Below are 26,985 nucleotides of genomic sequence, written 5' to 3'. Positions count from 1 at the left end.
ACTAGAATAATACATTTAAGCTGTAAAATCAAGTTGAGATTTGGGATAATAACTATATTAGAATAATATATAACTACAAATGAGGTGATTCAATGTTACTTGTAATCGATAATAAAGACTCATTTACGTATAATATCGTGGACTATCTCAAACAATGTTATACAGGGACAATCAAAGTGGTTGATGTGGATGAGATTGATATAGACAAGCTCATCGATATGAAACCCATTGGCGATTATCATATCGCCAGGACCAGGAACGCCGTCAGATTATCCGATTTTAAATGAAGTCATCACACAATTTATGAATAATGTACCAATTTTAGGGGTATGCTTGGGATTCCAACAAATTATTACTTATTTTGGGGGACGTATTGTAAAGAATCATAAGCCTATCCATGGCCATACAACTTCAATTACCCACACGGGCAAAGGTATTTTCAAAGATTTACCAAAATCATTTAATGTAATGCGTTATCATTCATTAATGGCAGACATACATACATTTCCTGTTGAGCTAAATGTCACAGCAACCAATGATAAAGGAATAATTATGGCCTGTGAGCACCGAGAATGTGCTATTTATGGTGTCCAATATCATCCTGAATCGTTTTTGAGTGAATATGGTATCGAACAAATTAAATTATTTATTGAAAGTGTGGAGGCGCATCATGCAAGTAAAATTTAATTACCAATATTATATAAATGAAACACAAACCGAAACGTATCAATATCTATTTAAAGAATGTTTGAGTAAAAAAATAGCATATCAAATGCAGGACGTTGGAGAAGTCATTCGATTTGCTGAATTACATCAAAGTAAAGGTAAATATGTGGCGTTATACTTACCATATGAAGCGGCAAGTTATTTTAATAATCAGTTAGCAACGATAACGCCTAAAGGTATATTTGTGTATGCTGCTGCATATGTATTTGAATCAGTACACGATGACTTAAATGAACAAGCTTTGGCATATCAGCGTAAATATAATTTTAAATTTCAATATAGACATGCGCGCATGATTGATCATATTAAACAAGTGCAAAAAGCGATTGTAGAAGGTAATACATACCAAGTTAATTATACAACCAGATTGAGTGATGACGTAAAAGGGCCGATTTCTGAACTTTATCATGTACTTCAGGGCGGAAATCATGGTCATTATTCTGCTCTGATTGATACAAAAGAAGTTCAAATAGCATCATTATCCCCAGAGCTATTTTTTCAATTTGGCCCATTTAAAAATCAATCCAATATTGTATTAAGTAAGCCGATGAAAGGAACAATAGCCAGAGGAGAAACAGAATTAGAAGATAAGGCACATTTTGAAAAACTTAGAAACTCTACCAAAGATAGAGCAGAAAATGTCATGATTGTTGATTTATTACGGAATGATATAAGTAGAGTAGCCAACACTGGCACAGTTAAAGTATATCAACCGTTTCATATTGAAAGGTATCAAACGGTGTATCAAATGACATCTATGGTTACTGGGCAGTTAGCAAACCATGTGAGTTTAGTGCAAGTATTAGAAGCTATTTTCCCTTGTGGTTCAATTACCGGCGCGCCGAAAGTAAACACAATGAAATATATTAAACAATTAGAGCAAACACCAAGAAATGGCTATTGCGGAACTATTGGTTTATTGTTACCTGATGGGAAAGCTATTTTCAATGTACCTATTCGTACGATTCAATATATTAATGGGAAAGCTGTATACGGGGTTGGTGCAGGTATTACCATTGATTCCAACCCAGAATCTGAAGTGCAAGAATTCATCGATAAGACTAAAATTTTGGAGAGATTATAATGCAGTTATTTGAAACATTACGATTAGACTCAGGCAAATTTTCAAGGTTGAGATATCATTATGACAGGATAAAACATTCAGCAAATCAATTCCAAATAACATTTGAAGATGATCAATGGCATAAAACGATTTCTGAAATTAAAAACCACTATTTTACAGGGACCTATAGAGTGAAAATTATTTTATATCCAAATGGCGTTTTTAAATATGAAGTTGCTGAATTACCTCAAAAAGATAGCTTTACGGCAAAAATTGTACCATTAACTCAAATTCAAGATAAACGCATACTTACGAATAAAACGACAAGTAGAGATCATTTAGCACATAATCATGAAACTGACCTCATTTTACTTTATGACGAATCAGGAAAAATATTAGAATTTGATATTGGAAATATTATGATCAAAGAAGGAGATCATTATTATACGCCAGTATTTAATGATGATTTTTTAAAAGGATGTAAGAGACAAGAATTAATAGATGAAGGTGAATTAATAGAAAAAGATTATAGTTTGGCAACATTTAAGCAAAAGTTAAGGCAAAATCAAATTCAAGTTTTTCTGATAAATAGTTTAAGAGAGGTTGCCGATGTTGCAATAAATCTATAGAATATAGAAAGTATAAGAAAAATATAAATTTTAATTCTAATAATTGTGATAAAACGTTATTGCGATAGTGTTTGATATCCATAATTGAATGTATCAAATATGCTACACATAGATATAGTTTAACTGTAAGTTATGAAGTAAGTTAAACAAAGTTATATGCGTCTTAAAAATCTAATGTCAGCAAGCGAGGCAAAATAATGATATGGATTTGGATTTTATTAATTATTACGCTAATTGGCCTTACAAAATGGTATGTAACCTATTTAATGAATCACCATAAATATTATATTACTAAGTTAGTCATCACTATTTCATGTGCTATTCAATTTATATTTATCTATGGTTTAGTTAAAGAATTAATACGCTACTTAATACAAATATTAAATGTATTTTATCGATAGACACAATAGATGAGGTGAATTTATGAAGATATATAGTCAAGGTGACCAAGCAATTGTGGTTTCTATAGAAAAGGAAGTTTCCAAAGATTTAACTGATGATTTACTCGCATTAAAAACATATCTTATTAATAAAAATTATCCTTTTATTACAGAAATTGTACCAACAGAGTCGGATATGATGATTTGTTATGATGCTAGAGATATGATTAAACATCACAATATAAAATCACCTTTTTTATATATGAAAGCACTTTTGCAATCTGTTCAATTAGAGATAAAACATGTAGAAGAAACACCCTCACCCATTCAAATACCTGTAGTATATGGTGGAGACTTTGGACCAGATTTAGCATCCTTGCTAAAATATTATAAAATGGATTTCGACAAATTTGTAAAATTACATACAAATTCGAATTTTTTCGTATCAATGATGGGCTATTCTCCAGGATTTCCGTATTTAACAGGGATGGATAAACGCTTGTTTGTCAATCACACAGGTGGCAAAAAAGCATTTATTCCTGCAGGATCAGTGATTATAGAAGGTAAGAAAACTGGCATTACTACAATTGATACTTATGGTGATTGGCTAGTGATAGGCTACACACCAGTAGAATTATTTAATCCACATCAAACAGATTTTACAACTTTAAAATTAGGGGATAATGTGCAATTTCAAGCTGTGTCAGAGGATGCATTGGATTTAGGAGGATTTAAACCATGTCAATCATAATAGAAAATGAAGGATTGTTCTCAAGTTTTCAAGATTTTGGGCGTATCGGTTATGAGCACAATGGTGTAATCCCTAGTGGTGCTTTAGATCCATTATCACATGAAATTGCAAATCGATTAGTAGCCAACGATAAACATGAAGCTACTTTAGAAATGACCAATAGAATGGCAAGTATTCGTTTTACTGAACCTACTTTAATTGCATTAAGTGGTGGCAGTTTTAAAGCTAAAACTGCTAATTTAAAAGTTTTACCCAATAAACTTTATTTAATGGAAAAAGGTGATGTACTCGAGTTTACAGAAACTTCACGGACATCAAGAGTCTATTTAGCCGTTGGTGGAGGATTCGAGCTAGATGAATGGTTGGGTTCTACTTCAACTGATTTTATGTCTAAACTTGGTGGTTTTCATGGGCGCAAACTAGAAAAAGGTGACGAAATCAATATGAAACGTGATTATACAGAACGTCACCATAAACTTTTTGAAAATCTTGAACATACACATCAGACTGACTGGGGCATAGATGGCTATGCGCTTTCATTTAATTACATGTCAGATGTATTTCATGTCATTAAAAATAAAGGAACAGAAGATTTTAATCAAAATGCTTTAAATCGTTTTACTTACGGGGAATATAAAGTGACAAGTAAAGCGAATAGGGTAGGTATGTATGTCGAAGGCCAACCTGTTAAAGCATTTTATGAAGATATGCCCGCACATCAATCTGTACAAATAGGAACAATTCAAGTTAAGAGAGATGGTACGCCAATTATTTTGTTAAATGATCATTACACGTTAGGGAGCTATCCACAAATAGGGACAATTGCCAGTTACCATTTAACTAAGTTAGGTCAAAAACATCCTGGTACTAAATTGAAATTTCAATTTATAGATGTTGAAACTGCAGAAAAGAACTTAATAAAATATACTAATTGGTTAAATCAACTGTTTCATGGTATCGAGTATAGAATGCAATTAGAAATGTTAAAATAATGTACACGATTAGAGAATGAAGTGTATGTGTGTATAGCAAAATGTTACGAGCATTAGCATTTAAAATTAATAATCAGTTAATCTATAAAACATTATTATATTAAGACGCTTTTGAGCTAAAGAATCTTAGAACAAATAAAAGTGTCTTGGACGAGTAAAAAAGGCAATTTCTATTGAAATATTATAGAAATTGTCTTTTTCAATATTGTTTTATTTATAGTTAGCTCATTGAGTTATTACTTGAGTTTCTATAGATTTATATCTCAAGCTGCTTTTTTATGTTGGATGATTTTTATAATATGTCTGTTGCTTTCGACAAATACTTAAGTAAAATATAGTTCTAAATTAATGTATACAATACATGGACAATGATTATTCGAAAAGCGTTCAGCTATAGCAATTATTTCGTAGATTTACTTTTGGTCTTTCGTATTTATTATCAACAGCATGAATGTCGAATATGATAAGATTTAGTAATTACTTAAGTCATTCTGTATAATTTAACCTTTATTTAAATAGGTCCAAGGCCTGATTAATTTATTAAATAGAACAAGTATAATTATAAAGGAAATTTAAATTTTAACCTTATTTTAATCGCGTATTCATAATAGGTTAATGATACCTTCATAAAACGGTTAAATCAGCTTTTTAAATTAAAAAAAGTGTGTTTTTACTTGATATTAGTCAAGAATTGCTTTATATTTATTAATTGAACTATAATCGTTTTATTACAATGATATTACAGAGTGAACGCAGTGTAAAAACGATGTAAAACATAACAAAACGCATTAACATAATTTACATTACAACAAATATAATTTTTCACAAAAGAACAAATAAAATTCAATGAAAATAAAAAATTGCTACTTTATAAAAATAAATTAGTGACATAAGAAAAAAAGATGTGTTTTAAAAGAAAATACAGGAGTTACCGTGTTTTTTAACTTAAATTTTAACTTTCGCAAATAACGATAAAGATGTTGGTAGAAATTATCATTTACGCGCTAACAACGGGTACAAAGCATTTAATCTAGCTAGGTATTAGCACAAACTTTTATTAATTTATATCGGGGGAACAGACATGAGTCTACACAAAAAGAAACTAACTCTTTTTGCGTTTTTTATTTTAACTGTTATAACAGTTACTGCTAAAACGTATTTTTCATACTATGTTGACTTTTCTTTAGGTGTTAAAGGGTTAGTTCAAAATTTAATTTTATTAATGAATCCATATAGCTTAATTGCATTAGTATTGAGTATTTTCTTATTCTTCAAAGGTAAGAAAGCATTTTGGTTTATCTTTATAGGAGGTTTTATTTTAACCTTCTTATTATACGCAAATGTTGTATATTTCAGATTCTTCTCTGATTTCTTGACTTTTAGTACATTAAATCAAGTAGGAAATGTTGAATCAATGGGTGGCGCTGTATCAGCTTCATTTAAATGGTATGACTTTGTTTACTTTATCGATACAATCATTTATTTATTTGTATTAATCTTCAAACAAAAATGGTTAGATAAGCGTGTGTTTAGCAAGAAGTTTGTTCCAGTAATCATGGCAGCGTCTGTTGCATTATTCTTCTTAAACCTAGCTTTTGCAGAATCTGATCGTCCAGAATTATTAACGCGTACATTCGATCATAAATATTTAGTGAAATACTTAGGTCCATATAACTTCACAGTTTATGATGGTGTAAAAACGATTCAAAATAATCAACAAAAAGCGTTAGCAAATGAAGATGATTTGACAAAAGTTTTAAATTATACGAAACAAAAACAAACACAACCAAACCCAGAATATTTCGGTGCAGCAAAGAAAAAAAATGTGATTAAAATACACTTAGAAAGTTTCCAAACTTTCTTGATAAACAAAAAAGTAAATGGCGAGGAAGTTACACCATTCTTAAATAAACTTTCTTCTGGTAATGAAGATTTTAGATATTATCCGAACTTCTTCCACCAGACAGGACAAGGTAAAACTTCAGACTCAGAATTCACTATGGATAACAGTTTATATGGTTTACCACAAGGTTCGGCATTCTCACTTAAAGGGGATAACACGTACCAATCATTGCCAGCTATTATGCATCAACAACAAGGATACACATCTAGCGTAATGCACGGTGATTATAAAACTTTCTGGAACCGTGACCAAGTATACAAACATTTTGGTGTAGATAAGTTTTATGATGCAACATATTTTGATATGTCAGAAGAAAACCAAGAGAACTTAGGTCTGAAAGATAAAGAATTCTTTGATGAATCAGCTGACTATTTAGCGAAGGAAAAAGAACCTTTCTATAGTCACTTAATAACGCTAACAAACCATTATCCGTTTACATTATCTCCAGAAGATGCATCAATTGATAAACCAAATACTGGTGATTCAACAGTTGACGGTTATGTTCAGACAGCGAGATATTTAGACGAATCGTTAGAACAGTTTGTAAATGAATTGAAGAAAAAAGGTATCTATGATGATTCCGTTATTATGATTTATGGTGACCATTATGGTATTTCTGAAAACCATAATAAAGCGATGGAAAAATTATTAGGTGAAGACATTACACCAGCTAAGTTTACAGATTTAAACCGAACAGGCTTCTGGTTGAAAATACCTGGTAAAGAAGGTACTGTTGATAAAACTTATGCTGGACAAGCAGATGTAATGCCAACATTACTACATTTAATGGGTATTGATACTAAAAATTATCTCATGATGGGTACAGACTTATTGTCAAAAGATCATAATGACACAGTACCGTTTAGAAATGGTGACTTTGTAACGAAAGATTACAAATATGTAAATGGTAGAATATATGATAATAAAAATAATGAGCCAGTTACAGAAAAACCAAGCGATTTTGATAAACGCAAACAACAAGCTGAAAAAGACTTGCAAATGAGTGATGACGTCCTAAATGGTGATTTATTGAGATTTTATGATAACCCTGACTTTGATAAAGTGAAACCATCAAACTATAAATATGAAACAGGTCCACAAGGACAAGAGAAAAAATAATTAATACTTTAGCCCTAATCCATTATTTAAAATGGATTAGGGCTTTTTTATATATGTAAGTGTATTGAATGGTATTTTATGATGCGCATGATGATTGTATTGAATTATTTAATATGAGTGAACTTTAAGCAGGGTAGGATAGCAGATTAGTACATATCCAGAGCAAACATGCACATTATAAAAAAGAAAGCTAAAAAGGCTAGAACATAAATCCCCATTCTCAAAATGAGATTGTTTGAGACATTTAGTTCTTGGACAAATGTGACGTATTTTGGCGAGACGCTTGAGTGAATAGGAGAAGCTGAAGACTACAGGCTGAAGCTGTTCCCCTAAGAAAGTGAATCACCAATATGAAGTATTGAAAAAATAGAAGCACTCAGATGAATTGAATTAAATCATCTGAGTGCTATTTTTCTTGTATTTACCCCAAACTCTTTGTTTTGAACTTGAGACCATTGTCTCAGCTTCATCATTTTTTTATTTAAAAAATGGATTCAAGTTATTTCTTTTTCTTTTACCTTTTATCCAAGTGCAACGTCTAAAATCATCATGATAGTAAAACCTAGCATTAAACTTAATGTTGCTAAATCAGTATTATTACTAGCTTGAGAGTCTGGTATAAGTTCTTCTACAACTACAAATATCATCGCTCCAGCGGCAAAGGCGAGTGCGTATGGTAACATAGGTGTAATGAACAGTACTGCAGCAGCACCTATAGTAGCAAATATGGGCTCAACAATTGCAGATGCTTGACCATAATTAAAAGCTTTCCATCTTGAAGCCCCAGCTGCTCTGATAGGCATAGAAAGCGCAGCACCTTCGGGAATATTTTGAATCCCGATACCAATTGCCAAACCAAGTGCGCCTAAGAAAGTGGCTTGTCCATTACCGGCTACTACACCACCAAATGCTACACCAATAGAAAGCCCCTCTGGTATGTTATGGAGTGTAATAGCCAATACAAGTAATGTATTTTTATTGAGTTTTTTTGTTCCTACACCTTCTTGGTATTGGTTAGTGTCTTGGGTGTTTGGGTGAATGTGTGGGATAATTAAATCTAACGCGCGTATAAAAAAACCGCCCAATAAAAAACCTATTGCTGCTGGTAACGATGCAATAGATGAACCTGAACCATAATCAATAGATGGTTGTAATAGAGACCAGAAACTGGCAGCAATCATTATGCCTGCAGCAAAACCTTGCATTGAGTTCAGTATTTTATCATTAACTCTTTTAAATATAAAAACTGCAGCAGCCCCTAATGCAGTCAACAACCAAGTGATGATACCGGCGATGAGTGCTTGGATAAAAGGAGGTAAGTCTTGAAAAAAATCTGACATAAGCTACGCTCCCTTGTATCATTTGAGTTCAAAAAGGTGTATAATATATAGAACTGAAATTAAGTTTAACAGAATTAATTATAATTTTCGATATTAAAAAGGATGTTGGACGATGGAAGCCTACAAAATTGAACATTTACATAAATCATATGCCGATAAAATCATTTTTGATGATTTGCATCTGTCTATTTCTGAAGGAGAAAAAATAGGTCTTGTAGGTATTAATGGTACAGGCAAAAGTACTTTGTTAAAGGTAATCGCTGGTTTGGATGAAGACTTCGAGGCAGAGGTTTCACATCCTAATGCATATCGCATACGTTATTCGTCTCAAAAGCAAGAATTTGAAGAAAATTTAACGGTTTTTGAAGCGGTATTAACGTCAGAGACAAAGACACTTCAAGTGATACGTTCATATGAAGCTGCTGTAACAAAATATAGTGAGACACAGAATGAGACAGATTTTCAACAGATGATGCAAGCACAAGAAGCAATGGATACATATCAAGCTTGGGATTATAGTGCTGAAATCAAAACTATTTTATCAAAGCTAGGCATCAATGATACGACTAAAAAAGTGAGAGAACTTTCGGGTGGCCAACAAAAACGAGTTGGTCTTGCTAAAACACTTATAGAGCAACCAGATTTATTACTCTTGGATGAACCTACGAACCATTTAGATTTTGAGTCAATTAGTTGGCTAATTAATTATGTTAAACAGTATCCACATACAGTGCTGTTCGTAACTCATGATCGTTATTTTTTAAATGAAGTATCATCTCGCATTATTGAATTAGATCGTGGGAAATTAACTACTTATCCCGGTAATTATGAAGATTACATCGCACAACGCGCTGAAAATGAAGTCGTAGAGCAAAAACAACAAGCGAAACAACGTGCATTATATAAACAAGAATTAGCTTGGATGCGTGCAGGAGTTAAAGCACGTTCTACTAAACAACAAGCACGAAAAAATAGATTTAAAGATTTAGAACATGATGTAAAAAATCAGCAACAACAAGATAAAGCCTCTTTAAATCTTGCATATTCACGTTTAGGTAAACAAGTTTTTGAACTTGATAACGTGTCAAAACGCATCGGCGATAAGGTATTATTTGAACACATCACAGAAATTATACAAAATGGACAACAAATTGGTATCGTTGGACCAAATGGTGCCGGTAAAACAACATTATTGAATATTTTGAATGGTGATGACCAAGCGTTCGAAGGGGCATTGAAAGTTGGTCAAACTGTTAAAATTGCTTACTTCAGACAGACTGAAGCGCGCTTAGATCGAGACATCAGAATGATCGATTACTTGCGTGAAGAAAGTGAAGTAGCTAAAGAAAAAGATGGAACTGCTGTTTCTGTTACACAGTTGTTAGAACGCTTTTTATTCCCTAGTGCAACGCATGGAAAAAAGGTGTATAAATTATCTGGTGGAGAACAAAAAAGATTGTATCTATTAAAATTATTAGTACATCAACCTAATGTTCTATTATTAGATGAACCGACGAATGACTTGGATACAGAAACTTTAACCATTTTAGAAGATTATATCGCTACTTTTGGTGGTACAGTCATCACGGTGAGTCATGATAGATATTTTTTAAATAAAGTTGCTCAAGAATATTGGTATATTCATGATGGCAAATTAGAACGTATTATAGGAAGTTTTGATGACTATGAAGCATATAAAAAAGAGATAGATAAACGCCAAATGCAAGAAAAGCAACAATCAAAAGTGAAACCAACATATGCAAAGAAAAAGAAAAAGGGTCTATCATATAAAGAAAAACAAGAATATGAAACAATTATTGCGCGTATTGAAACAACCGAACATAGATTAGAAGAGATCGAACAAGAAATGGTTGAAGCAAGTTCTGATTACGCTAAAGTCAAAGAATTAAATGAAGAACAACAAAATCTTAATACGTTGTATGAAGATGATATAACAAGATGGAGCGAGCTTGAAGAATTAAAAGAACAATGAGGGATTATATAACATGGAAGCAACATTATCACATTATTTTGGCTATGACACATTCCGTCCAGGTCAAAAAGAAATAATAACTAAAGTAATGGATCATCGTAATGTGCTTGGCGTTTTACCAACTGGTGGGGGAAAATCAATTTGTTATCAAGTGCCGGGATTAATGCTAGGTGGTACCACAATCGTAATCAGCCCATTAATTTCACTTATGAAAGATCAAGTTGATCAATTGAAGGCCATGGGGATTCGCGCAGCATATTTAAATAGTAGTTTGACACAAAAGCAACAAAAAGATATTCAAACACAACTGAAAAGTGGGGAAATCCAATTTTTATATGTTGCACCAGAACGTTTTGATAATGCCAATTTTATGCGCTTATTACAGCAGTTAGATATACACTTAGTTGCGTTTGATGAAGCCCATTGTATTTCAAAATGGGGACATGATTTTAGACCAAGTTATCAGGAAGTCATCCATAAAGTTTTTGCACTACCACAAGATTTTTCAATTGTAGCATTAACAGCAACAGCAACAATCGAAGTACAAAAAGATATTATGGATCGCTTAAACATCGATAAACACGATGAAATCAAAACAAGTACGAAACGACGAAATTTAATATTTCAAGTTAATCCAACGTATCAGCGTCAAAAGTTCGTATTAGAATATGTTAAAGATCATCAAAAAGAAGCAGGCATTATATATTGTTCGACACGTAAACAAGTAGAAGAACTACATGAAGCATTAGAAAACAATAAAATTAGCAGCACAATATATCATGCTGGTTTATCCAATAAAGAGCGGGAAGCAGCTCAAAATGATTTTGTATATGATCGTGTGCGTGTCGTAGTTGCAACGAATGCATTCGGTATGGGGATTGATAAATCTAATGTGCGCTTTGTGATTCACTATAACATGCCTGGTGATTTAGAATCGTATTATCAAGAAGCGGGTCGTGCAGGTCGTGATGGACTGAAAAGTGATTGCATCCTTTTATTCAGTGATAGAGACATTGGTTTACACCAATATTTTATTTCATCTTCAAAAGCAGACGATGATTACAAAGAAAAAATGGGTGAAAAATTGAATAAAATGCTACTATATACGAAAACTAAAAAGTGTCTAGAAGCAACACTCGTACATTATTTTGAACCCAATGAAAAACTAGAAGAGTGTGAGCAATGTAGTAATTGTGTTAGAGAAAATAAAACATATGACATGACGAACGAAGCGAAAATGATCGTAAGTTGTATTGCACGTATGAAACAGCAAGAAAGTTATAGTGTTATTATTCAAGTTTTAAGGGGTGAAGACTCTGATTATATTCGCTATTGTGATTATAATCAATTGTCCACACATGGCATTATGAAAAACTATACGACATCTGAACTCAGTCATCTTATGGATGAATTGCGATTTAAAGGATTTTTAAATGAGCATGATGAAATATTGATTTGCGATGTATCTGTAAAGGAATTGCTAAATAATCAAATTTCAATTTATACAACACCATTTAAACGTAAATCAAAAGAAAAAGTTAACATCAATACCGTAGAAGGCGTAGACCGTGCCTTATTTGATGAATTAGTTGCCGTGCGTAAACAATTAAGTGAAAAATTAACTATTCCACCAGTAAGTATTTTTTCAGATTTTACTTTGGAAGAATTTGCCAAGAGAAAACCAGAATCAAAGCAAGATATGATCTTAATTGATGGTGTTGGAAGTTATAAATTAAAACACTACTGTCCAATATTTTTAGAAACAATACAATCTTATAAAGCTCAAATTTAGTTGAGCAAATAATTGTTTTTAGAATATATAATCTCATATACTTAATTTTAACGGTATTAGTATTTTACATTGAAATAATTGCGATAAATACGAAGTTAATTTGACAACTATTAATATACTATACAAGTACAAATGTAATAGTGATATTGATCGGTTTCAATTAACTTCGTTTTTGTTTTATCTAACTATGTTCATAAGGGTTAAATGATACATTAATCGGTTATGTGTTAACTATGTGAATTTTTTAAAGTGATAGTAAAGGCAATGAAAAGAGTGAGGGTGAAAAATTGATAGAATTTAAAAATGTAATCAAACGTTATGGGGATAAAAAGGCTGTAGATGATCTTAGCTTTAATATAAAAGAAGGTGAGTTTTTTGTTTTAATCGGACCTTCAGGTTGTGGTAAAACAACGACATTAAAAATGATTAATCGTTTAATTTCATTAACAGAGGGATTTATTTATTTTAAAGGTAAACCAATTAGTGACTATCCAGTATATGAAATGCGTTGGGATATTGGTTATGTCTTGCAACAAATTGCATTATTTCCACATTTAACAATAAAAGAAAATATTGCACAAGTACCACAAATGAAAAAATGGAAAGACGTGGATATTGATGAACGTATAGATGAGTTGTTAAATATGGTTGGCTTAGAGCCAGAACTTTTTAAAGATAGAAAACCAGATGAACTATCAGGTGGGCAACAACAACGTGTTGGTGTGGTGCGTGCATTAGCCGCAGACCCACCAGTTATATTGATGGACGAACCTTTCAGTGCATTAGATCCAATCAGTCGAGAAAAACTACAAGATGATTTAATAGCATTACAGCAAAAAATAAAGAAAACAATCGTTTTTGTAACACATGATATACAAGAAGCTATGAAACTTGCTGACAGAATTTGTCTATTAAACAAAGGACATGTAGAGCAAATAGATACACCTGAAAATATGGTTAATCATCCTAAAAGTGATTTTGTAAAACAATTTGTTGGGGATAAATCACTTAAAATAGAAAAAGATATTAAACTATCAGAACTTATTGGAGAATTAACGATTGATGAACAAGCAGCTACCAAAGGCTATCCTATTGTTAACAGCGACGTCTCTATTAAAAACATTTATAGTGATTTAGCTAATCATGATGCTATCATTATTAATGATGAATCGACTGCTACTCAACATGTGCTTAAACGCGAAGATATGTTTAAATATCTATCCGAGCATATAGGGGGTGGTCAAAGATGAATGAATTAATAAATACACTTTCAGATCGAAAGGGACAATTGTTAACTACGATATTTGAGCATATCCAAATATCATTTATTGCATTGCTCATTGCTGCAATAATTGGAGTACCATTAGGTATTTTGCTCACGAAGACACGTAAGATTTCTGAAATTGTGATGAATATTGCGGCAGTACTACAGACAATACCATCATTAGCATTGCTTGGTTTGATGATACCACTGTTTGGTATTGGTAAGGTACCAGCAGTGATTGCGTTAGTAGTGTATGCATTATTACCGATATTAAGAAATACATACACTGGTATCAATGAAGTGGATAGCTCATTAATTGAGGCAGCTAAGGGTATCGGTATGAAGCCAGGAAGAAGATTAACGAAAGTGGAATTACCCATAGCTATGCCAGTAATTATGGCAGGTGTTAGAACAGCTATGGTATTGATTATAGGGACTGCTACATTAGCAGCTTTAATTGGTGCTGGTGGTCTTGGTGATTTGATTCTTTTAGGTATAGATAGAAATGACACATCATTGATCATTATTGGAGCGATTCCCGCAGCTTTATTAGCAATTCTTTTTGATTTAGTTTTACGGTATATGCAAAAGCTGTCCTATAAAAAGTTACTTATTTCTCTAGGTGCAATTATTATAATTCTGCTATTAGTGATTATTGGACCAATGTTTGCTCAAAAAGGAGATAAAATTACATTAGCAGGTAAACTTGGGTCAGAACCATCTGTAATTACAAATATGTATAAAATTTTAATTGAAGAAGAAACAGATGATACAGTAGATGTTAAAGACGGCATGGGGAAAACTTCATTCCTATTTAATGCTTTGAAATCTGACGATATAGATGGCTACCTTGAGTTTACAGGTACTGTACTTGGAGAGTTAACAAAGGAAGATTTGAAATCTAAACAAGAAAATAAGGTATATCAACAAGCAAAATCAAGTTTAGAAGATAAATACGATATGACTATGTTAAAACCAATGAAATATAACAATACTTATTCATTGGCAGTTAAAAAAGATTTTGCGAAAAAACATAACCTTAAAACGATAGGTGACTTAAACAAAGTAAGTGACCAAATTAAGCCAGGTTTCACATTAGAGTTTAATGATCGTGGTGATGGTTATCCAGCTGTTAAAAAAGCATATGATTTAGATTTTGGAGAAGTTAAGACGATGGAGCCGAAATTAAGATATCAAGCAGTTGAAAGCGGAGATATTAACTTAATTGACGCATATTCAACAGATGCCGAATTAAAACAATACGATATGGTTGTTTTAGAAGATGATAAAAAGGTATTCCCACCATATCAAGGTGCACCTATGTTTAAAACATCATATTTAAAGGAACATCCTGAAATCAAAGCACCACTTAACAAATTAGCAGGTAAGATATCTGATGAAGATATGCAACAAATGAATTATGAAGTTACAGTGAAAAAACAAGATCCTTATGAGGTAGCTAAAAACTATTTAGAAAAACATAATTTAATTGATTAATTCATAAGACAATACGAGTTTAACAATGTGTTTTACTATGTTAAAGCACACATTAAGTTGAACTCGTATTTATATTTGATTAAATTCTCACTTCAAAAAAAGTTACATTGATTTTCAATGGAAATAGGGTATATAATGGTTACTAAGTTTTGAAATTTCTGTAAATTTAAGGAGGCCCGAATCAACAATGAAAAAACAAATAGAACAATTATCAGCATATCAACCAGGCTTATCACCAAGAGCACTAAAAGAACAATACGGGATTGAAGGTGAACTTTATAAATTAGCTTCTAATGAAAATTTATATGGACCGTCACCTAAAGTGAAAGACGCAATCACGCAGCATTTAGATGAATTGCAATTTTATCCTGAAACGGGTTCTCCGTTAATTAAAGAAGCAATAAGTGAGCATTTGAATGTTGATCCAGCACGTATTTTGTTCGGTGCAGGATTAGATGAAGTGATATTAATGATTTCACGTGCTGTTTTAACTGAAGGAGATAAAATTGTTACAAGTGAAATGACTTTTGGTCAATATTATCATAATGCCATAGTAGAAGCAGCAGATGTTGTTCAGGTACCACTAAAAGATGGTGGGTTTGATTTAGAAGGCATACTTTCTGAAGTTGATGATAACACTAAACTTGTATGGCTATGTAACCCTAATAATCCTACTGGCACATATTTTACACATGATGAATTGCAACGTTTCTTGTCACGTGTGCCTCAAGAAATACCAGTAATTATAGATGAAGCTTATGTTGAATTCGTGACAGCTGAAGACTTTCCAAATTCATTAGCACTACAAGAGCAATTTTCCAATGCTTTTTTACTTAGAACGTTCTCTAAAGCATATGGATTAGCAGGTATGCGTATTGGATATGTGGTCGCTGCTCAAGAAGCAATTGAAAAGTGGAATATTATACGACCACCATTTAATGTAGGACGGTTATCAGAACACGCTGCACTTGCTGCATTAGAAGATCAAGCGTATTTAGATTCTATTCGTGAAAAAAATGCTCGAGAAAGAGCAAAATTCTTTGATTCAGTTAGTAGTCATAAATTAAATCCAAGCCAAACGAACTTCATTTTTGTGAATACGTCACGACCTCATGAATTGTATGAAGCATTGTTAAAACAGGGGTGCATTACAAGAGAATTTCCGAATGGTGTCAGAATTACGATTGGCTTCCCTGAGCAAAATGATAAAATGATCGAAGTATTAAATAACTTTGATTTATAACAAACATCATTTATAACGTTCAATAAATTAAAATGTATAAAGCTTGAACTATATAACGAAAATATTTAATTTATATAGTATATTATGATAGGCTTATGTACAATTTTGGTTTCATTGAACGTTTTTTGCTATACTAATAATGATAAACAGGGTCATGTTGTCAGATGATTAATGTAATCATGCGTGATCATTGTTAGTGAATGAGAACTTAAAAGGGAGTAGAGTATGAGATGACTAGAAAATCAATTGCTATTGATATGGACGAAGTACTTGCTGATACAGTAGGTGCACTGATTGAAGATGTGAACAAACGTACAGATTTAGGTATAACCTATGATATGCTGGACGGTAAAAAATTACGTCACGCAATGCCCGAACATGATGGCTTATTGCATGAAATTTTACGCGAACCAGGTTTTTTCAAAAAATTAAAAGTGATGGCACATGCTCAAGAAGTTGTGAAAAAATTAACTGAATACTATGATGTTTATATTGCTACTGCTGCAATGGATGTTCCTACATCATTTCATGATAAATATGAATGGTTAAGAGAGTATTTTCCATTTTTAGATCCACAGCACTTTGTTTTTTGTGGGCGTAAAGATATCGTAAATGCAGACTATCTCATAGATGACAACCCTCGTCAGTTAGCTATATTTACAGGTAAGCCAATCATGTATACTGCGTCTCATAATGTAAACGATGATCGTTTTACACGTGTAGATGACTGGTATGATGTTGAAAAGTATTTCTTAGGTGACCGTGATTACGATATATAAATTTAATGACATGAACGTGTCTTTGTGTGTTTAAATATGTAATTTTAATGATGCTATACTTAAAATGTGCAGAATCTTGAAAATCCATGAGTGAGCGGGCGATAAGTTCAAGTGTACCTATCTATACTTTAAGAGAGTAAACATTTCTAAACGCTATATCAAAAGGACTAATCCATTGTGTACGTGAATTAGTCCTTTTTAATAAGATTTTATTTAGTAAACATTATATATAGTGTATTTATTCATATTCATTATCAGGCGTATTTTCAGGTAACGTTAAAATTTGTATTGCTTTAGGTATGACTTCAATATGGATAGGTGTTTTTAATGCAATTTCTCCGTCGATGTCCACCTTCATTTCCGGTGTGGTCTCTATTTTGATATCTTTAGATAATAAATGCTGAATACCGTTTGTCATATGGTTCCAGTTCATGCTATCTCTTTGTTTAAATATATCACTCAATACACTCGAACTGTGTTCTTTAAAAATAAATAAATTCAGATAACCATCACTAGGTGAAAGGTCTGTTAAAGGTATGCGACTGCCTCCTATAAATGACCCATTAGCAACAACGAGCATTGCAGTATTACCATCAATAACTTTACCGTCAACGGTTAATTGATAATCAAAATGCTCCGGATTAAGCAAAGTTTTAACCGTAGATCCTACGTAACTCAATTTGCCGAAGATGTCCTTATTGCCGTTTTGAACATTTTCTGCATTTTGAACAATGAGCCCCAATCCAGCAAAGTTTAGTGCGTATTGATCATTGATTTTCATAACATCATAAGACTGTAACTCTGATTGAATAAGTTGTTGACTGGCTATTTTATGACGTGGACTCAGGTTTAATGTTTTAACAAAATCATTAAATGTGCCACCTGGAATAATACCAATAGGGATATTCAATTCATGTTGCATTATGCCATTGATTAATTCATTGACAGTACCATCGCCACCAAGGAGGAAAATGATATCTACATCGTCACTATAACTTTGGTCTTTAATCTTCTGACAAAATCTTATAATATCACCTTCGTCTTCACTTAGTTGGAGCGACAGATGTTTACAAAATGTAGTTAAGGAAGCTGCCACATCTCCAAGTCCTCGATATATATCTTTAATACCACTATATTCATGATAAAATAAGACACCGTGTTTGAATTTAGTATTTTCCAATTTTTTCACCATATTCTTTTAAATTTTGTTGCTTATTCACTTTACCCACATTTCCATAGTTATAATTATATAGGAAAAGTTGGTGTCATTTACTTCATTTTAAAATTTTTTGCTGTGACAATTTTTCGCAAGGATGATTAGGATAATGTTTATCTGACCTTTAGCGCATGAAAAACCCCACTTACTCAATAAAGTGAGAAGTGGGGTTGATACGTATGCTATTTAATGCCACGCATACCTTTGACGATTTTTGGTACAAATGCTAAAACAATCAAACTAACTACAATTGCAATACTTCCTAAAAATAGGAAATAATTTTTGTGTCCCAGAGGCTCAATGAGCTTCACTAAAGTACCATTTATAGCTTGCGCACAAGCATTTGTTAATAACCATAAACTCATCATTTGTGTGTTGAAAGCTTTTGGTGCGAGTTTAACTGCTGCACTGTTACCTGTAGGTGATAAACAGAGTTCACCGATAACACAAATAATATAAGACAAAATAACCCAGTTTACACTAATGTCTGCTCCGCCAGCTGAATGTCCAATAGAGCCAATCATTATGTAAGAAGCACCTGCTAATATTGCGCCTAGAACAAATTTTGTTGCTATGCTTGGTTGACGTCGAGCCATTTTGGCCCAAATCAGTGAAACCACTGGCGCTAACAATACAATAAATAATGGATTTATCGACTGGAAGAGTGTAGGGCCGAAATCTGTTTTCCACCCAAATAGATTTAATTTCATGTCACTGCTTTCAAATGCAAAGAGATTAAGAACGTTAGCACCTTGTTCTTGAATAGACCAGAAAATGACGCCAAGTATAAATAGCGGTATAAATGCGATTACTCTTGAGCGTTCATCATCTGTGACTTCTTTACTTCGAATCATAATTGTGAAATATACGATTGGTAAGGCAATCCCTAGTATAAGTACTGTTGTACTAACTAAATTAAATGATAATGTGCCTGTTAAGCCGGTAATTAATAATACAACTGCAATGATTACAATGATTGCAGCAAATAAAATACCATATTTTTTCTTCTCGCTCTTATTCAATGGGTTAGTTGGTTTTGTACCAATTTGACCTAAATTTCTTTTATTGAAAAATATATACCAAACAAGTCCAAGCGCCATACCAATGGCAGCGATTAAGAACCCGCCGTGGAAGTTACCTGTATGTACAAAGCGATCTAGAATAATAGGTGAAATTAATCCGCCTAAGTTAACCGACATATAGAATATAACAAAACCAGCATCTATTCGTGTATCTCTATCGGGATATAATCTACCAACAATATTTGAAATGCTTGGCTTCATTAAACCAGAACCTACAATAATAAAGAACATAGAAATAAATAATCCTATGATATCTAAAGGTAAACTTAAGAAGATATGTCCAATAATGATTAGAACACCACCGTAAAACGTTGCTCCGCGTGTCCCTGTAATTCTATCGGAAATCCATCCGCCGAGTACAGATGTCATGTATATCAGTGCCCCGTATACTGCCATAATTGACTGCGCAGTACTTTTATCCATGCCGAGTCCACCATCTTTAATAGCGAAATACATGTAGAAAATGAGTAAGGCACGCATACCGTAATAGCTGAACCTCTCCCAAAATTCAACAAAGAATAATACGCCTAGCCCTTTAGGGTGTCCAAAAAATCCTTTTTGTGGGATGGATTGAACCGCTTGTTCATGGGCTTTATCTTGATTTTGCATAAAAACATTCCCCGTCCTTTCATACTCCCTATAAGAATGTATAAAAATGATTTTACGCTTAATTAAATTAAATTTCAATAATATTCTTAAAACAACAATATTCGAAATATTCTGATTTATTTTCAATTTATATAAGCATAAATCTTTATTTATTTATATTTAAATGGGTGGCAGTGTATTATTATACAAAAAAAGCAATATAGAAATCTGATTTCAAAGATTTCTATATTGCTCACTTAGAAATATCATAATTTAAGCAATTAATATACACCTTTCATCGCACGTTTTACTTTTGGTGAAATGATTAAGAGTATAACCCCAATAACGACTGCTACTAATCCTGAGTACATGAAGTAATCGCTTTGATTCATTTTTGTATATACAACAACAAGTTGGGCATTAAGACCCTGTGCAGTTGCGTTACTTAACATCCATAAACTCATCATACGTGCAGTAAATGTCAGTGGTGCAAGTTTTGTAGTTGTTGATAAACCAACAGGTGATATACACAATTCACCAATTGATATTAATAAGAAGCTTAGTACAAGCCATAGAGGATTAATCAACTCATTTCCTGAGGCTAACGGAATAATCATCACTAAATATGAAAGGCCTGCAATGATAGCTCCAAAAGCAAATTTATGAACTGTTGGTGGATTATGTTTTCCTAGTTTCATCCATAAAGTTGCAAATACTGGTGCAAGTATCACAATGAATACTGGATTTAATGATTGTGCCCAAGAAGCAGGAATTGAAAAATCAATTAAACCATTGGTTAATGTTTTCATTTCTAATTGAGTTTTTGTATCTGCAAACGTCGCAAGTATCGTTGAACCTTGCTCTTGAATCATCCAAAATGCCACAGATGTGATATATAAAGGTACGTAACTGTATACTCGTGAACGTTCATCTTTTGTAACATCTTTGCTCACAATCATATTAATAAATATGTATATAGGTAGTACGATTCCTAAAATTGTGATTAAAAGACTAAAGTTTCCTAATGTAAGTGCATTATTTAAATGTAAAATAAATAAATAGATTAAAAATAAAACAATGACGCCAACAGTGATTAAAGTGAATTTTTTGATTTCTGGTTTTGTTAATGGATTTGGCACATTACGACCTGCAAGACCAAGATATTTTTTACGTTTTAAAATATAAACGACTAATCCACAGAACATACCGATTGCTGCTGCTAAGAAACCTGCGTGGAAACTGATTCTTGTTTGTAGATAGCCTGTAAGTAGTGGTGCAAATATACTACCTAAATTAATTCCCATATAGAATAACGTAAAAGCTGCATCTCTTCTAACATCGTTACGTTCGTATAATTCTCCTACAGTTGTAGAAATATTTGGTTTTAATAACCCTGTACCAGCGATAATAACACCAAGTGCAATTAGTACAAGTGTTAAATTGTTTGGTAACGAAAGTAAAATATGTCCAATCATAATGAGGAATCCACCATAGAAAACTGCATCTTGTGTACCAGTGATTCTATCTGCAATCCATCCTCCGATGATACCTGACATATAAATTAAAGTACCGTAGATTGCGACAATTTGCATGGCAACACTTTGCGGCAATCCAAAGCCTCCATCAGCCACGGCATAATATAAGTAAAAAATTAAAATGGCTTTCATACCATAATAACTGAATCTCTCCCAAAATTCAGTGAAGAATAAAGTGCTTAGTCCTTTTGGATGCCCAAAGAAACCTTTGTTTGGGATGTCTTTCATAATTTCTTCATGCGTATAATTCGATCTTTTCATAATTTCCCTCCCCTTTAACGGTTGGATATATTTTATACTGTATCTCATAATTTAACAAGTATGAATTGATTTAATATAAAATACATTCAAAAATACAAAAATAAAATATTTTAATAAAAAAAGCTGTTAAGCCTTTATCGAACGAGACTTAACAACTTTTGGTTTTTGTTTATCCTATTGTATTAACGATTATCTATTTTTTCTGGATAGAGATCATGATTCATTAAACGATGTTCTGCCATTTTTTCATATTTACTGTCAGGGCGACCATAGTTTGTATAAGGATCAATAGATATACCACCACGAGGTGTGAATTTGCCCCAAACTTCTATATAATGTGGATCCATTAAGTCGATGAGATCATTCATAATAATATTCATACAGTCCTCATGAAAATCGCCATGATTTCTAAAGCTAAATAAATACAATTTTAATGATTTAGATTCTACCATTTTAATATTTGGAATATACGAAATATAAATAGTAGCAAAATCAGGTTGACCCGTAATAGGGCATAAAGATGTAAACTCAGGACAATTGAATTTAACAAAATAATCACGGCCCGGGTGTTTATTATCAAATGATTCTAATACATCTGGTCGATAATCAAAATCATATTTATTATTTTGGTTTCCTAGTAAAGTAATATCTTTTAAATCTTCATGTTTACGTCCTTCAGACATCGTAATTGCTCCTTTAATATTTAGATTTTTGTTCCTTTTTCTGAACGGTTAACGGTTGGCGTCTTGCTTTTTCAAACATATAATAGCTTGCACCAATGATAATGATATAACCTAGAATTGCATAGAAATCTGGTGACTCACCAAATAAAATAAAACCAAATAGCGCGGTGAATATAATAGATGCGTACGTAAATATTGAAATATCTTTAGCTGGGGCAAAACTATAGGCTAAGGTAATACCTATTTGACCAGCAGCCGCAGCTAAGCCAGCACCGATTAAATAAACAACTTGCATGACAGACATTGGTTCGAATGTAAATATCGTAAATGGAATGAGTGCTATTATAGAGAAGAAAGAAAAATAAAAAACAATCGTATATGGTGCCTCTTTGCTACTTAATGCTCTAACACAAGTATAGGCACTTGCCGCGAAGATACCTGATAGTAATCCGCCAATCGCTGGAATCATAGAAGAAGAAAACTCAGGTTTCACAACGAATAACATACCAAAAATGGCTACGATCATAGCAATAAATTGGTAATTGCGTACTTTTTCATTTAAGAAAATCAAACTAAGTAGTATCGTCCAAAAAGGATTTAATTTCATTAATGTATCTGCGTCACTAAGAATCATATGGTCGATGGCATATATATTTAATAATACGCCAATTAAGCCAAGCGCAGAACGAGATATTAATAAAGGCTGGCTACTCAATTTACCAAAAAGTGGTTGTTTGTACTTAAATATAAAATACAAAGGAATAAACATTGCCACTAGATTTCTTGCCAATGATTTTTGAAAGACAGGGAGATCTCCAGCTAATCTAAAAAAAACAGACATAAAGCTAAAACCAACTGCAGAAATTAGAATAGCAATAATACCTTTTATTTTTGGATTCACATATATCGCCTCAATTTTAAAATTTTAACGTATCTATATTAGCATAGTTATTTAGAAAATGTATATATGCTTGAATTTAAAAGGGAAATATATTAAAGTATAAATACGAACAAACGTTCTGTTTATGTAGTGTTTCATTAAGAAATTTTAAAAGTAATTAAGTATAGCAATTAGTTCTAAAATATAATATATGAAGCGCAATATATAAGGCCTATGGCTAGATAATCCAGATATATCAAGCTTTAAAGAGAAATTAAAAAAAGCAAGCATTGAGCCTCTAAAAGTCGAAAAAATATTTTTTAAAAATTTAAAATTGAGTTTAAGGTTGAATTGGTGCCATTTTCATACTGTTTTCATTGTTTTGACATAAATTAAAGACTTTTAATAAGGCGATGAGTTATGTATAATGAAACACATAATATAGTATTAATGGCCAGGACGAAACACTATATATTGTGTTTTGATACGTGGTCAATTTATTTATAATAAATCAAATTTTAAGTAAAATCACACAGTTTCAGGCTTTAAATAATGACAAATAAGGCATTAATACTTAAATGTTGAGTTTTTACATACCTACTTATAGAATTACAAGTTACTATATATAGTGGTTATTTCAATCATTTAATACATTCAAAAGCAACACCTCGAAAGCCTTACAATTTTTGATTTTCCAACTTACGTATTTCTATTAGAAAGAAGGTGAGCCAATGAAAGTGGTATATTTTTCGTTTTCCGGCAATGTGCGCAGATTTATAAAAAAAACCGAACTGACAAATGTTATGGAAATCACGCAAAATAATTGTTCAGAGAGAATTGAGGAGCCATTCGTTTTGGTCACTGGGACAATAGGATTTGGTGAGGTACCCCAACCAGTTCAAGCGTTTTTAGAAGTAAATGATGATTTATTAAAAGCTGTTGCAGCTAGCGGAAACCGTAATTGGGGACAAAATTTCGCAAAAGCTGGACGATCAATTTCGGAACGTTACCAAGTTCCATTATTATTGAAGTTTGAAGTACAGGGCACTGCAGATGATATAGATGAATTTAAAGATAAGGTGGGAAATTTCAATGAAGATTATGGACGAGAAGAAATACAATCATATTGAATTAAACAATGAGGTTACAAAAAGAAAAGATAATGGTTTCTTTAATTTGGAAAAGGATCAAGAAGCGCTAGCAGTTTATTTAGAAGAGATTCAAGATAAGACAATCTATTTTGATACTGAAATTGAACGCTTACATTATCTCGTGGATAACGATTTTTATTTTGACGTTTTTGAAAAATATTCAGAAGCGGATTTACAAGAAATTACAGATTATGCTAAAAGTATTGACTTTCGTTTTGCCAGTTATATGTCAGCAAGTAAATTCTTTAAAGACTATGCGTTGAAGACAAACGATAAAACACAGTTCTTAGAAGATTATAAGCAACATGTTGTGATTGTTGCACTATATCTAGCAAATGGTCATAAACCGACAGCTAGACAACTTATCTCAGCTATGATTGAACAACGTTACCAACCAGCAACGCCAACGTTTTTAAATGCTGGGCGTGCGCGTCGTGGTGAGCTTGTATCATGTTTCTTACTTGAAGTAGACGACAGTTTAAATTCAATCAATTTTATAGATTCTACAGCGAAACAGTTAAGTAAAATTGGTGGCGGTGTTGCTATCAACTTATCTAAATTGCGTGCTAGAGGAGAAGCGATTAAAGGTATTAAAGGCGTGGCAAAAGGTGTATTACCTGTTGCTAAATCTCTTGAAGGTGGATTTAGCTATGCTGACCAATTAGGACAACGTCCTGGGGCTGGTGCAGTGTACTTAAATATTTTCCATTATGATGTAGAAGAATTTTTAGATACTAAAAAAGTTAACGCGGATGAAGATTTGCGATTATCAACTATTTCTACTGGTTTAATTGTACCTTCAAAATTCTTTGAACTGGCAAAAGAAGGTAAAGACTTTTATATGTTCGCACCACATACAGTTTATAATGAATATGGTGTAACGTTAGATGACATTAATTTAGATGAATACTACGAAAGTTTAGTAGCCAATCCAAATGTTGATAAAAAGAAAAAAGACGCTCGTGAAATGCTAAATATGATTGCACAAACACAACTGCAATCTGGTTATCCTTATCTAATGTTTAAAGATAATGCGAATAAAGTACATCCTAACTCTAATATTGGTCAAATTAAAATGAGTAACTTATGTACAGAAATCTTCCAATTACAAGAAACGTCTATTATTAACGATTATGGTATCGAAGACGAAATAAAACGTGATATATCTTGTAACTTAGGATCTTTAAATATTGTTAATGTTATGGAATCTGGAAAATTTAAAGATTCAGTGCACACAGGCATGGATGCATTGACAGTGGTCAGTGATGAAGCAAATATACAAAATGCGCCAGGTGTTAGAAAAGCTAATAGTGAATTACATTCAGTTGGATTAGGCGTTATGAATCTACATGGTTATCTAGCTAAAAATAAAATTGGTTATGAATCTGAAGAAGCAAAAGATTTTGCTAACATATTCTTCATGATGATGAACTATTATTCAATTGAAAGATCCATGGAAATTGCAAAAGATAGACAAGAAACATTTAAAGACTTTGATAAATCAGATTATGCGAATGGGAAATATTTTGAGTTTTACACTTCGCAAACGTTTGCACCAAAATATGAAAAAGTACGTAAATTATTTGAAGGTTTAGAAATTCCTACACTTGAAGATTGGAAAGCATTACAAAAAGAAGTTGAAACTCACGGCTTATTCCACGCATATCGTTTAGCGATTGCACCAACACAAAGTATTTCTTATGTTCAAAATGCGACAAGTTCAGTTATGCCGATAGTTGACCAAATTGAGCGCCGTACTTACGGTAATGCAGAAACGTTTTATCCAATGCCATTCTTATCACCAGAAACAATGTGGTACTACAAATCTGCATTCAATACTGATCAAATGAAATTAATCGATTTAATTGCTACGATCCAAACACATGTGGATCAAGGTATTTCTACAATTCTTTATGTAAACTCAGAGATATCAACACGTGAATTATCTAGATTATATGTTTATGCACATCATAAAGGGTTGAAATCTTTATATTACACTAGAAATAAATTATTAAGTGTTGAAGAATGTACGAGTTGTGCAATATAAAACGAGGCTATCTAATTTAATGAACAAGGAAATATGAATCTTGAAATATCGCATATGTTTTAAAAACAAAA

The 26,985-nt window shown here is 32.4% G+C and carries 20 protein-coding genes and 1 pseudogene; 15 read left to right on the top strand and 6 right to left on the bottom strand.

Features of this window, described 5'->3' with window-relative positions; all coding sequences use genetic code 11:
• The first annotated feature begins 92 nt into the window (after window positions 1–92).
• The 7 genes and pseudogenes from JG554_RS10610 to ltaS all read left to right on the top strand — a co-directional run bounded on the left by JG554_RS10610 (window position 93) and on the right by ltaS (window position 7,563).
• Window positions 93–687, top strand: a pseudogene (locus JG554_RS10610) (anthranilate synthase component II).
• Window positions 671–1,810 (top strand): chorismate-binding protein, encoded by a 1,140-nt coding sequence (locus JG554_RS10605; RefSeq protein ID WP_107360213.1) that lies wholly within the window; start codon window positions 671–673, stop codon window positions 1,808–1,810. Before JG554_RS10610 ends, JG554_RS10605 begins: the two are co-directional and overlap by 17 nt.
• Complete coding sequence (locus JG554_RS10600; protein ID WP_107360212.1) at window positions 1,810–2,418, top strand: aminotransferase class IV; 609 nt, start codon at window positions 1,810–1,812, stop codon at window positions 2,416–2,418. Before JG554_RS10605 ends, JG554_RS10600 begins: the two co-directional genes overlap by 1 nt.
• Window positions 2,419–2,615: 197 nt before the next feature.
• Window positions 2,616–2,819, top strand: a complete 204-nt coding sequence (locus JG554_RS10595; RefSeq protein ID WP_071562148.1) for a hypothetical protein — start codon at window positions 2,616–2,618, stop codon at window positions 2,817–2,819.
• 22 nt (window positions 2,820–2,841) lie between these two features.
• Window positions 2,842–3,549, top strand: coding sequence for a 5-oxoprolinase subunit B family protein (locus tag JG554_RS10590; RefSeq protein WP_046207392.1), 708 nt, complete (start codon window positions 2,842–2,844; stop codon window positions 3,547–3,549).
• Window positions 3,537–4,541 (top strand): 5-oxoprolinase subunit C family protein, encoded by a 1,005-nt coding sequence (locus tag JG554_RS10585; protein WP_046207393.1) that lies wholly within the window; start codon window positions 3,537–3,539, stop codon window positions 4,539–4,541. Before JG554_RS10590 ends, JG554_RS10585 begins: the two co-directional genes overlap by 13 nt.
• A 1,081-nt stretch (window positions 4,542–5,622) precedes the next feature.
• Window positions 5,623–7,563: a polyglycerol-phosphate lipoteichoic acid synthase LtaS gene (gene ltaS, locus JG554_RS10580; RefSeq protein ID WP_046207394.1), complete on the top strand. Its 1,941-nt coding sequence runs from the start codon at window positions 5,623–5,625 to the stop codon at window positions 7,561–7,563.
• A gap of 521 nt (window positions 7,564–8,084) precedes the next feature.
• On the opposite strand, the gene JG554_RS10575 is transcribed toward ltaS, so the two are convergent.
• Window positions 8,085–8,903 carry a ZIP family metal transporter gene (locus JG554_RS10575; RefSeq protein WP_203265301.1) on the bottom strand — a complete coding sequence of 273 codons (819 nt, stop codon included), beginning with the start codon at window positions 8,901–8,903 and terminating at the stop codon, window positions 8,085–8,087.
• Window positions 8,904–9,015: 112 nt separating this feature from the next.
• Between JG554_RS10575 and JG554_RS10570 the strand changes: the two genes are divergently transcribed.
• From JG554_RS10570 to JG554_RS10545, 6 genes are all read left to right on the top strand, one after another.
• Window positions 9,016–10,896, top strand: a complete 1,881-nt coding sequence (locus tag JG554_RS10570) for an ABC-F family ATP-binding cassette domain-containing protein (protein ID WP_107360115.1) — start codon at window positions 9,016–9,018, stop codon at window positions 10,894–10,896.
• Window positions 10,897–10,909: 13 nt separating this feature from the next.
• Entirely contained in the window at window positions 10,910–12,688 is a 1,779-nt protein-coding gene (recQ, locus tag JG554_RS10565; RefSeq protein WP_046207397.1) for a DNA helicase RecQ, read from the top strand.
• Window positions 12,689–12,975: 287 nt separating this feature from the next.
• Complete coding sequence (locus JG554_RS10560; RefSeq protein WP_107360116.1) at window positions 12,976–13,938, top strand: ABC transporter ATP-binding protein; 963 nt, start codon at window positions 12,976–12,978, stop codon at window positions 13,936–13,938.
• Window positions 13,935–15,449: an ABC transporter permease/substrate-binding protein gene (locus JG554_RS10555; protein WP_046207399.1), complete on the top strand. Its 1,515-nt coding sequence runs from the start codon at window positions 13,935–13,937 to the stop codon at window positions 15,447–15,449. Before JG554_RS10560 ends, JG554_RS10555 begins: the two co-directional genes overlap by 4 nt.
• 187 nt (window positions 15,450–15,636) lie before the next feature.
• A complete protein-coding gene (gene hisC / locus JG554_RS10550; RefSeq protein ID WP_107360117.1) occupies window positions 15,637–16,692 on the top strand; it encodes a histidinol-phosphate transaminase in 1,056 nt (351 codons plus the stop codon).
• Between the two features lie 230 nt (window positions 16,693–16,922).
• Complete coding sequence (locus JG554_RS10545; protein ID WP_046207401.1) at window positions 16,923–17,471, top strand: 5' nucleotidase, NT5C type; 549 nt, start codon at window positions 16,923–16,925, stop codon at window positions 17,469–17,471.
• Window positions 17,472–17,709: 238 nt separating this feature from the next.
• Here the strand turns inward: JG554_RS10545 and JG554_RS10540 are convergent, their stop codons facing one another.
• The 5 genes from JG554_RS10540 to JG554_RS10520 form a co-directional block, all read right to left on the bottom strand.
• Window positions 17,710–18,663: a diacylglycerol/lipid kinase family protein gene (locus JG554_RS10540; protein ID WP_073343207.1), complete on the bottom strand. Its 954-nt coding sequence runs from the start codon at window positions 18,661–18,663 to the stop codon at window positions 17,710–17,712.
• A gap of 206 nt (window positions 18,664–18,869) precedes the next feature.
• Window positions 18,870–20,378 (bottom strand): peptide MFS transporter, encoded by a 1,509-nt coding sequence (locus JG554_RS10535; protein WP_070039070.1) that lies wholly within the window; start codon window positions 20,376–20,378, stop codon window positions 18,870–18,872.
• A gap of 260 nt (window positions 20,379–20,638) precedes the next feature.
• Complete coding sequence (locus tag JG554_RS10530; RefSeq protein WP_064209518.1) at window positions 20,639–22,153, bottom strand: peptide MFS transporter; 1,515 nt, start codon at window positions 22,151–22,153, stop codon at window positions 20,639–20,641.
• Between the two features lie 182 nt (window positions 22,154–22,335).
• Complete coding sequence (gene queF / locus JG554_RS10525) at window positions 22,336–22,836, bottom strand: preQ(1) synthase (RefSeq protein WP_046207405.1); 501 nt, start codon at window positions 22,834–22,836, stop codon at window positions 22,336–22,338.
• Window positions 22,837–22,849: 13 nt separating this feature from the next.
• Window positions 22,850–23,737: a DMT family transporter gene (locus JG554_RS10520; protein ID WP_046207406.1), complete on the bottom strand. Its 888-nt coding sequence runs from the start codon at window positions 23,735–23,737 to the stop codon at window positions 22,850–22,852.
• A gap of 710 nt (window positions 23,738–24,447) precedes the next feature.
• Here JG554_RS10520 and nrdI point away from each other — a divergent pair.
• Window positions 24,448–24,846, top strand: a complete 399-nt coding sequence (gene nrdI / locus JG554_RS10515; RefSeq protein ID WP_046207407.1) for a class Ib ribonucleoside-diphosphate reductase assembly flavoprotein NrdI — start codon at window positions 24,448–24,450, stop codon at window positions 24,844–24,846.
• The gene (gene nrdE / locus JG554_RS10510) at window positions 24,809–26,914 is read left to right on the top strand and encodes a class 1b ribonucleoside-diphosphate reductase subunit alpha (protein ID WP_107360118.1); all 2,106 of its coding nucleotides are present in this window, start codon (window positions 24,809–24,811) and stop codon (window positions 26,912–26,914) included. The genes nrdI and nrdE overlap by 38 nt, the downstream gene beginning before the upstream one ends.
• Window positions 26,915–26,985 lie beyond the last annotated feature (71 nt).

The organism is Staphylococcus sp. 11-B-312 (genome assembly GCF_016743055.1).
Lineage (GTDB): Bacteria > Bacillota > Bacilli > Staphylococcales > Staphylococcaceae > Staphylococcus > Staphylococcus ureilyticus.
The sequence above is the reverse complement of the archived record's forward strand: the minus strand, read 5'-3'. Positions and strand labels throughout refer to the sequence as shown.